Below are 8,659 nucleotides of genomic sequence, written 5' to 3'. Positions count from 1 at the left end.
TGTAAAGAAGTGTATCCGGATAGTAAGATTCAGCTTTGTGCACCAACAGGAAGGGCTTCAAAGCGTTTAGCCCAATTATCCAATTGTGATTCAAGGACGATTCATTCTTTGTTGCAGTGGAATTTGGAGGATAATTCTTTTGGTAAGAATGAAGACGATCCTTTGGATGTAGATTTCATTATTGTGGATGAGTTTAGTATGGTGGATACGCATTTGTTTGCCCAATTATTAAAGGCTTTGCCAAATCGTTGTCGAATTCTTTTGATTGGGGATGAAGATCAGTTAGAGAGTGTTGGTCCAGGTAAGGTTTTGGAGGATTTAATCAAATCCAATGTGATTGATACTGTGCATTTAAAGAAGATTTTTAGACAATCAAATGGCTCTGGTATTGTAACTTTAGCAAAAGAGATTCGTGAAGAAACAACTTGTCATTATGAGGATGGGGTAGAGTTTATTGAGCGAACGACACCAAAAATCATGGATGCTCTTATTGATTATGTAAAGGATATGGATCTAGATTCAATGCAGATCTTAGCACCTATGTATAAAGGGGTAGCTGGTATTGATGAGATTAATCGTCAGATGCAGGTCTTGTTTAATCCAAAGAGTCCACAAAAGAATCAGATGAAGGTTGGTACAACGATTTTTAGAGAGAATGATAAGGTCATGTTGTTGAAGAATCTTCCGGATGATGATGTCTATAATGGTGATATTGGTACGATTGTAGAGATTGATACGAAACGAAATGTAATCTCAGTTGATTTCACAAACAATGTGGTTGACTTCTCTACGGATTTTCTATATTACCTAAAGCATGCGTGGTGTATTAGTGTACATAAATCACAGGGTAATGAATATCAGAGTGTATTTTGTATAGTGGATGTGAATGCGAAAAATATGTTGGAGAAACGTTTATTGTATACAGCAATTTCTCGTGCTAAAAAACAATTGTATATTATAGGGAATAAACAATTATTTGAGACACAAGTTAAGTTAAAACAGAAAAGGGTGCGTCAAACGACGTTACGGGAAATGATAAATTTAGTCCAAAAGTAACTGAAAAAAATTTTAGGCAGTTGAAGTACTTATTGAAACCAAAAAATTTTTTAGTATGAAACCGTGGCTAAATATAGGTTATACTATAGTCACAAGAAAGGGGCTAATTGTATGCAGATTATTCCAATACGTGATTTGAAAAATACGGTTGAAGTAGAACGTCGCTGTGCAGAAGAAAATGGTCCTGTGTTCATAACCAAGAATGGATATGGCAGATTGGTTGTTATGGACATCGATTATTATGAAAAAACAATGAGAAAGATGGATGAAGCAAAATCAATCTTGGATGGTTTAGAAGATGCAAAATCTGGAAATACTGTAGATGGAGACACTGCAATTTCTAATATTAGGAGCAAGTATGGCGTCTAAATTTGGTTATACAGATACTCTGTAGGGTATCGCGGCTGACAGCCAGCAGAAAACCGCTAGTATTGTTTTTGAAAGTGTTAGATGATATTAGGTCTAACACTTTTTATGTATATTAAGATTTTGGTTTTGGAACAGAGAAATACCACATGTGAAATAGCACTAAAATATCATAAAATATGGATTATAAGGAACGATAAAAAGGACTATCGTAATATACTTTAGAATTTGTAGAATAATAGCGAATACAAGGTAATCGCTATATTTACATAAAAAAGGCTGACAAGTACGTGGGATTTGTCAGCTAAAGAAGTATTCATTATATTAAATGATCTTCATGAATTAGTAGTATATTTGGGTTTTCCTTTGCGATATCGAGCATACGTTTTGTAAAACCACCTTTACTAAATAAGCCATAGATAACGTTATATTTTGGGAAAGATTTGCGTATTTCTGCGGCGTTATCTACTTTTTCTTTTAATGTAAAGTATACGGGGGCATCTACTGGTTTTGTATGATATTTACATTCTCCAACAAAAACTTGTTTATTTTGATGGTCTACAGACATGACATCGATTTCTGTATCTCCATCATAATCATTTAACCAATAAGATCCAATGCGTGATGGTACAAATGAAATTGCGTTGTTACTGCATAGTTTTGCGAAAATGTCCTTACAGATATCTTCATAAGCAAAGACAACAAATTTTTCTTTAAAATCTTTATGAATTTCGTCTAGTACAATTTGCATATTGTCTAATTCCAATTCACCTTTGTAAGGGTAGACATAGCAAAACCAAAAACGAAGGAAATTATCTGCAATGAAATACAATCCTTTACGTGATTTTTCTGGATTCTTTTCTGTGATTGGTGTTCGTTTTTCAATGAAACCAAGATCCGAAAGTGTAGATAGATAAGGTGTAAGTGATGAAGATTCTTGTCCTAATGCACTTGCAATTTTACCGAGTTTATGATTGCCGTCTGCAATTGTCTTAATAATTGAAAAATAGTTTACGGCTGTTAAGGATTCGCTTTTTAATAAAAAATTGGGTTCTTCATATAAAAAGCCATTCTTAGAAAAAACGGCATCTTTAAGCTGTTCTTCTAAAGGGCTTCCATCTTCAAAAAATTCTAAATATTTTGGTACACCACCTGTTAGAGCAAATTGTTCTACGGCTTGTTCAAAAGGAAGATTTTGTGTTTCATAAATACTAGTGAATGGTAGTGGTGTCAAACGCATTTGTGCTGTTCTACGACCATATAGTGGGCTATCATAAGAAAGTGCATGTTTTTGCATCATACCCATCAAGGAACCGGACAGAATCAACATCACGTTACTGTCTTTTAAAAATTCGTCCCATGCATTTTGTAAAATGGAAGGGAATGCTGAATTTGTTTTTACTAGATATGGAAATTCATCAATGACAAGGACTTTCTTTTCTTCTGGTTTATAGTCAGCAATTAGTTGAAATAAATCCAACCAATCTGTAAATTCTATTTTTTGTAGCAATGTGTTTTTTGTAGTACGAGCTATAACATTAGCAAGTCGTTTCATACTTTGGCTTTCTAATTCCTCAGTCGCAAGATAATAGAATGCAGTTTTATTCTTTAAGAACTCTTTGATCAGTGTTGTTTTTCCAACACGACGTCGTCCATAAATAACCACAAAGCTACTGTTACGATTATATTCTGTATTTAATGTATGCAATTCGTTTTTTCTGCCTATGAATCTCATGATTATTCTCCTTATGATAAATCAACTTATGATAAACTCGTTTATATTATATAATCATAAGGTGATTAGTTAAGTTTCTTCATATAAGAAAAAGCTGACAAGTATGTGGGATTTGTCAGCTTAAGTTGGTTGCAAGCTAAGGATTAGTACTCAGCCAATTTCATTATAGCATCTAAATGCAAAAAAATAGAGAACTAGCTATGTTTAGTTTTTGGGAAGGGCTAGTCCTCATGTCGAAAAGTGTTAGATGTAAAAGATTGGGCATCTTTAATTTTTATCTAACGGATAAATTATAACATAGCTTAAAATGAACACAATAGTAAAATATAACTAAAAGTATTTTAAACACATTAAAAAGGATTAAATAATATACAACAAAAATATGAAATATAACCATGTAATTATTTCTTTATTTTATCGTGACAAATGAAGTTTGTGTTGTTATTATACTTGTAAGGGTTTACATGAAATTCGGGGTATAATATGAAATTTTTTAAGCGTCAAAAGAAAGATAATATTGAATTGGATGAAGTGTATAAGTTGCTTAAAGGATACTATAGGTGTTCTTATAAAGAGGGATATCCTTTTTTGTTTGTGAGCGATGATTTTTTAAATACTTTACATTGGACGCAAAAAGAAATTGAAACTAAATTTGATAATAAGTTAGTGAATATGTTACATCCTGAAGATAGAAGTCGTCTCGAAAAGGATAGAGATTTGTTGAGGAATCAATATAAGGTTGGTACTTGTCAGAATGTGGTTTTTCGTTTGAAAGGTAAGGATGGGTATCATTGGGTATCGGATTGTTATTTGGCTTTAAAACAAGATTCAACATTTTTCTTTCAGGGAAATATTACGGATGTTACAAGTTTTATGTTGGATAAAGAAAAAAGGGCAGAGGAGCGTAACCAAATGCTTACGGCACTGACAATGGAATATTCGACTGTGATCATGGGTGACTTAATGGAGAATACGATGGTTGTCGTTAAGCATGATGGGCATATGTATGATCATGGTGGGCTTGATGATTTTTCAAGTGAGGATAAGATGAATTATACACGTTGTTTGCATGATTTCTATAATCGTGTGTTAGTAAAAGAATCGTGTCCAGACTTTTTAGATATTTTATCTCCCGTTCCTTTTATGAATGCACTTCTTAAAAATGAGACGGTAGAATTGCAGTATCAGATTTATCCGAATTCTAATGGATATGAATCTTTATATGCAAGAGCAATTCGTTTATATGATGAAAAGCACCATTTTCGTTTTGTGATGGGATTTCGTCCAATGGATGAGGTTCGTAAAAAGGAAAATGTTTTAGAACTTCAAAGAGAGATTATTGAAGGAATTAGTAAGGATTATTTTTCTGTACTTTTAGTGGAGTTAGATCAAGGACAAATCTATTCATATCGTGAAGCGGGTAGTAATGGTAAGCGTATTGCGGATTTTTGTCGGTCTTATCATGATCGTTGGACTGAATTGTTACCGGCTTATGCCAAAGATTTGGTTTCGGATGCTTCAAGAGAAAATTTTTTAGAGGAACTTTCCTTTGAAAAACTGAAATCGACCAATGAAGATTATTCTTTTACTTATGAATATATGTCGGATGAGGGTGTTTTATATTACCAGGCTCGTGTTTCTTATGTTAAGAAAAAGGATCGTACTAGAGCGGTAGTGATTGGTACAAGGGATATTGATGATTTGATTCAAAAGGAGCGTCTTCAAAAGGAACAGTTAAGAAAGGCTTATATTCAAGCTGAAAATGCAAGTAAGGCCAAGACAAATTTCTTAAATAATATGTCACACGATATTCGTACGCCTATGAATGTAATTCTTGGATATAATCAATTGATGAAAAAGCAGCTTACAGATCCTGTTTTGGTGGATTATCAAAAGAAGATTGAGCAATCGGGGAATTTGTTACTTTCCATTATTAATGATGTATTGAATATGGCGCGTATTGAAAGTGGTAAGAGTGTGTTAGTTGAAAGTAGTGAGTCCATTGTGGATATGGTTGAAGAAGTATCGAACGTCTTTGGTGCTATGGCCAAAGAAAAAGAGATTGTATTCGATACAAAAATGGATATAAAACATAAACAAGTATTGTGTGATTGTACGAAGGTGAAGGAAATTTTAGTGAATTTGATTGGCAATGCCATTAAATATACACCAAATGGTGGTCATGTCACAGTGGATATAAAGGAATTTGAGTGTTCAAAAGAGGGTTATGGTACATATCAAATTCAAATCATAGATACGGGTATTGGAATGAGTGAGAGTTTTATTCCAACTCTATTTGATGCATTTACACGTGAAGCAACAAGTGACATTATTGGTACAGGGCTTGGTATGCCTATCGTAAAAAAACTAGTAGATATGATGGGTGGTACGATTGATGTTGAAAGTGTGCTTGGAAAGGGTAGTACTTTTACAATAACGATTGATCATAAGCTTGGAAATGAAGAAAAAGATAAAGTGAAACAAGAGGATCTTGTAGTTTCTAAGCATTCTTTAGAAGGTAAACATGTATTACTAGCAGAAGATAATGAATTGAATGCGGAATTTGCGAAGATTATATTAGAAGATTGTGGCTTACATGTAGACTTGGCAAGGGATGGTTTTCAGTGTGTTAGTAAAGTGATTCAAAAACCGGTTGGTTCGTATGACTTTATTTTAATGGATATTCAAATGCCAAATATGAATGGGTATTTAGCTACACAAAAAATTAGGGCAATTCCAGAAAAGAATACGATTCCAATTATTGCGATGAGTGCGAATGCGTTTGATGAAGATAAAAAGCAGGCACTTAAAGCGGGAATGAATGGATATATTTCTAAGCCAATCGATATGGATAAGCTTCAAAGTCAAATTATAGAGATATTAAAAGAGAAAGCGGGCAGTTAAAATGTCCGCTTTAATTATTAAAAAAGAGTTGAACATAAGTTTGTGGAGACTTAGTTCTAATCTTACATAGGAAACTGGATATGCAAATGACAAATAATCCAACAATAAATAGTATATCACTATATGATTAAATAGACAAAGATATAACATTTGCTCCACAATATGATACAATGAAAAGGATAACAGGAGTGAGTAATATGTGTTGTGATGGTGTCATACAATGTTTAGAAAAAGAGAAGGTTTCTATACTTATAAAAGATCGACATACATGTTTAGATTTGAATGATAGTAATATGTATATTTTAAAGAAGGGTATTGTTAAAGTGAGTTTGATCATGCAAGATGAGCGTGAATTTAATATTACTTATTTACAAGGTCCGGATGTGGTGAGTTTGTATTGTGATTGTTTAACAGAATTTAGAAAATGTCTTCCAAAGATTCGTATTGAGAGTGAACAAGCAGAGTTGTATTGTATTTCAAAAGAAAAATTCTATAAGCGAGTTAATGAAGATGCGAATCTTCAAAATTATGTAAGTACATACTATCGCAATCGATTAAAACTAGCTATCACAAGAGAACAAGTGATGATCATGAATTCAAAGGCAGGTGCAGTATGTTCTTGGTTATATCGTTTAGCGAGTTTATTTGGCATTCAAACACAAAAGGGTATATTTATTGATTTGCAGGTCACAAATGAGGATATTGCGAATTTTTGTGGGATTACAACACGTAATAGTGTGAATCGAGTGATTCGTGGTTTAAAAGAAAAGCATATCATTCAAGTAAAGAATAATCGAATTATTGTTTTAGATATGGACTATTTAAAGCAATTCACAGAGTAGGGTAGTGTTAAACTATCCTTTTTTTATATTAAGAAATTGTTAATACAAACTATCTTTGGTTATATATAAAGATTCAAATTTAGTAAATAATGAGTTTGCACAAATTAACAAAGCCATTTGCACAAATCAATCGACTTTATATAAGGGAGAAATAAGTGTATATAACCAAAAATGTAAAAATATGTGATAAGTAAAGGATAATAATATCTATAAGTTATCAAAATAGCTAACCAATAAACAAAAGTTAGAAAATGTTGTTTGAAAACGATTACAGATAAGAGTATATTTATTAACAGAAATTTCGTTCTTGTTAGGTTGTTTATAACGGAAAGGTTAGATTAGCTTAAGATAAAGGAAAAATGAATATATCAACCAATTAACATAAGATGATGTATGTTTATCTTAACATAATCTTAATGTGTAGATAGAGATATGGAAAAGAAGGATTTAAGACATTTAAAGCGAAAAGAGTTGATTGACCTCATTGATAAGATGCAAACAGAAAGTGATCTTGTATCTAATGAGGAGGTCAAAGAAGAGCTTGGTCGATTAAAAGAGAGAGAAAAGTATTTAAAGCATTTACGTAAGACTTTAAGTGTACTTGTCGTCGTGGCTGCCATTTCTGTATTGGTGGCAACACTGTGGCTGCCTGTATTAAAGATTTATGGGTCGAGTATGGATCCAACTTTAGAAAATGGGCAGATCGTGGTATCTATAAAGACAAAGAGATTAAAGCCTGGAGATGTTGTAGCATTTTGGCAGGGCAATAAGTTGTTGGTAAAGCGTGTTATTGCGGGTCCTGGTCAAAAGGTAGATATAGATGTGAATGGAAAGGTGTCTGTGGATGGTAAAGCTATTCATGAAACGTATTTGGATAGTGAGTCACTTGGAAATACAGACATTGATTTTCCCCATCAAGTAGAAGAGTCTCGTTGGTTTTGTATGGGAGATAACCGCGAGAGTTCAATAGATTCTAGAAGTGCTGCAATAGGGGATATTTCAAAAGAACAAATTGAGGGTAAGGTATTATTTTCAGTTTGGCCTTTAAATAAAATTGGAATTGTAAAGTAACAGAAAGTAGGTGTGATTGTGCAAGAGTATTTAAGGCGTTTATTAAAAGACAAAGCGCGCTTAAGAAAATGGAAAAGAGTCATGATAGCACTTTCTTGTATTGTGGTTGTTTGTACGGTCTATGCATTATCTTTACCAGCTCAAACATTAACTTGTGATAAGGAAGAACATACACATACGGCTGAGTGTTATGATGAAAACAATGAATTGGTTTGCGAAAAAGAAGAGCATACGCATACGGATGATTGTAACAAACAAGAAGAAGTAAATGAACAAGAAGAAGTTGTTGAGGATGAGCCAGAAACTCAAAACAATGATGAACAGGTATCTCAAGAAAGTGAAGAAGAAGAGACAACGACTACAACTACAGAAACTACAACAGAAACTACAAAACAACCTTTTGATTTAAGTTCGGATGCAAATAAAGAGAAGATTAAATCTGTTGATGTGTATTATAAAGATGCAAATGACAAATGGCAAAGTTTGAATGAAGGAAATGCTGATCCAAATAGTACGGAACTTTATTTGAAAGTAGAATTTGATGAAATTGACACAGAAGTGTTATTAGAACAATACGATGGTATACTTGTATACAATCTTCCTGATTTTATGAGAGATTTCGAAAAGGCTGGAAATGGAACTCTTTTAGCTGGAGACAAGAATATAGGAACAATTGAAATTGAAA

General features: G+C 33.0%; 7 protein-coding genes. 6 read left to right on the top strand and 1 reads right to left on the bottom strand.

Annotated elements, in window-relative coordinates; all coding sequences use genetic code 11:
* Positions 1-1,056 (top strand): ATP-dependent DNA helicase (locus EUBIFOR_RS12865; RefSeq protein WP_003864028.1); only part of this gene is annotated, 1,056 nt, incomplete at its 5' end.
* 111 nt (positions 1,057-1,167) lie between these two features.
* Entirely contained in the window at positions 1,168-1,425 is a 258-nt protein-coding gene (locus EUBIFOR_RS01020; protein WP_003864027.1) for a type II toxin-antitoxin system Phd/YefM family antitoxin, read from the top strand.
* Between the two features lie 316 nt (positions 1,426-1,741).
* Here EUBIFOR_RS01020 and EUBIFOR_RS01015 read toward each other — a convergent pair whose 3' ends face one another.
* Positions 1,742-3,157, bottom strand: a complete 1,416-nt coding sequence (locus EUBIFOR_RS01015; protein WP_003864026.1) for an ATP-binding protein — start codon at positions 3,155-3,157, stop codon at positions 1,742-1,744.
* A 483-nt stretch (positions 3,158-3,640) separates the two neighbouring features.
* On the opposite strand from EUBIFOR_RS01015, the gene EUBIFOR_RS12020 reads away from it, so the two are divergent.
* The 4 genes from EUBIFOR_RS12020 to EUBIFOR_RS12860 all read left to right on the top strand — a co-directional run.
* Positions 3,641-6,061 (top strand): PAS domain-containing hybrid sensor histidine kinase/response regulator, encoded by a 2,421-nt coding sequence (locus EUBIFOR_RS12020; RefSeq protein WP_003864025.1) that lies wholly within the window; start codon positions 3,641-3,643, stop codon positions 6,059-6,061.
* Between the two features lie 197 nt (positions 6,062-6,258).
* The gene (locus EUBIFOR_RS01005) at positions 6,259-6,903 is read left to right on the top strand and encodes a Crp/Fnr family transcriptional regulator (protein WP_040466016.1); all 645 of its coding nucleotides are present in this window, start codon (positions 6,259-6,261) and stop codon (positions 6,901-6,903) included.
* A 432-nt stretch (positions 6,904-7,335) separates the two neighbouring features.
* Positions 7,336-7,974, top strand: a complete 639-nt coding sequence (gene lepB, locus EUBIFOR_RS01000; protein WP_003864022.1) for a signal peptidase I — start codon at positions 7,336-7,338, stop codon at positions 7,972-7,974.
* 18 nt (positions 7,975-7,992) lie between these two features.
* Positions 7,993-8,659 (top strand): hypothetical protein (locus EUBIFOR_RS12860; protein WP_040466015.1); only part of this gene is annotated, 667 nt, incomplete at its 3' end.

The organism is Holdemanella biformis DSM 3989 (assembly GCF_000156655.1).
GTDB lineage: Bacteria > Bacillota_I > Bacilli_A > Erysipelotrichales > Erysipelotrichaceae > Holdemanella > Holdemanella biformis.
This window is presented reverse-complemented; position numbering and strand designations above follow the sequence as displayed.

Bases quoted from the DNA above. Each gene is read 5' to 3' on its own strand.
- EUBIFOR_RS01020 (WP_003864027.1), top strand. From the start codon at position 1,168: ATGCAGATTATTCCAATACGTGATTTGAAAAATACGGTTGAAGTAGAA.
- EUBIFOR_RS01015 (WP_003864026.1), bottom strand. From the start codon at position 3,157: ATGAGATTCATAGGCAGAAAAAACGAATTGCATACATTAAATACAGAA.
- EUBIFOR_RS12020 (WP_003864025.1), top strand. From the start codon at position 3,641: ATGAAATTTTTTAAGCGTCAAAAGAAAGATAATATTGAATTGGATGAA.
- EUBIFOR_RS01005 (WP_040466016.1), top strand. From the start codon at position 6,259: ATGTGTTGTGATGGTGTCATACAATGTTTAGAAAAAGAGAAGGTTTCT.
- lepB (WP_003864022.1), top strand. From the start codon at position 7,336: ATGGAAAAGAAGGATTTAAGACATTTAAAGCGAAAAGAGTTGATTGAC.